This is a genomic window from Clostridium pacaense (assembly GCF_020709765.2).
In the GTDB taxonomy this organism is placed as follows: domain Bacteria; phylum Bacillota; class Clostridia; order Lachnospirales; family Lachnospiraceae; genus Enterocloster; species Enterocloster hominis.
The window spans coordinates 1-234 of the sequence record NZ_JAJFEB020000241.1 but is presented as its reverse complement, the minus strand read 5'-3'; the positions used below and the strand labels follow the sequence as shown (position 1 = coordinate 234).

Annotated in this window: 1 protein-coding gene; it reads left to right on the top strand. The window is 50.4% G+C overall.

Annotated features, from left to right (window positions below):
* Positions 1–234: PfkB family carbohydrate kinase (locus LK536_RS59165; RefSeq protein ID WP_506092383.1), on the top strand; the 234-nt coding region annotated here is incomplete at both ends.

Sequence of the window (234 nt, the reverse complement as noted above, 5' to 3'; positions counted from 1 at the left end):
GCACAGATTATCAGCCAGGGGGTCAGGCTTCTGGCCATCACCATGGGGGCCGGGGGATGTTATCACCGGACAAGGGAGCTTGAAGGTTATCAGCCGTCCTACCAGGTAGCCGTAAGGGATACCACTGGATCCGGTGATCCCTTCATGGGGGCATTGCTTTATCAGATTGTAGGAAAAGAAAAGGCAATTGAGGATTTAAAACAGCAGGAACTGGATGATATCATACGTTTTTCC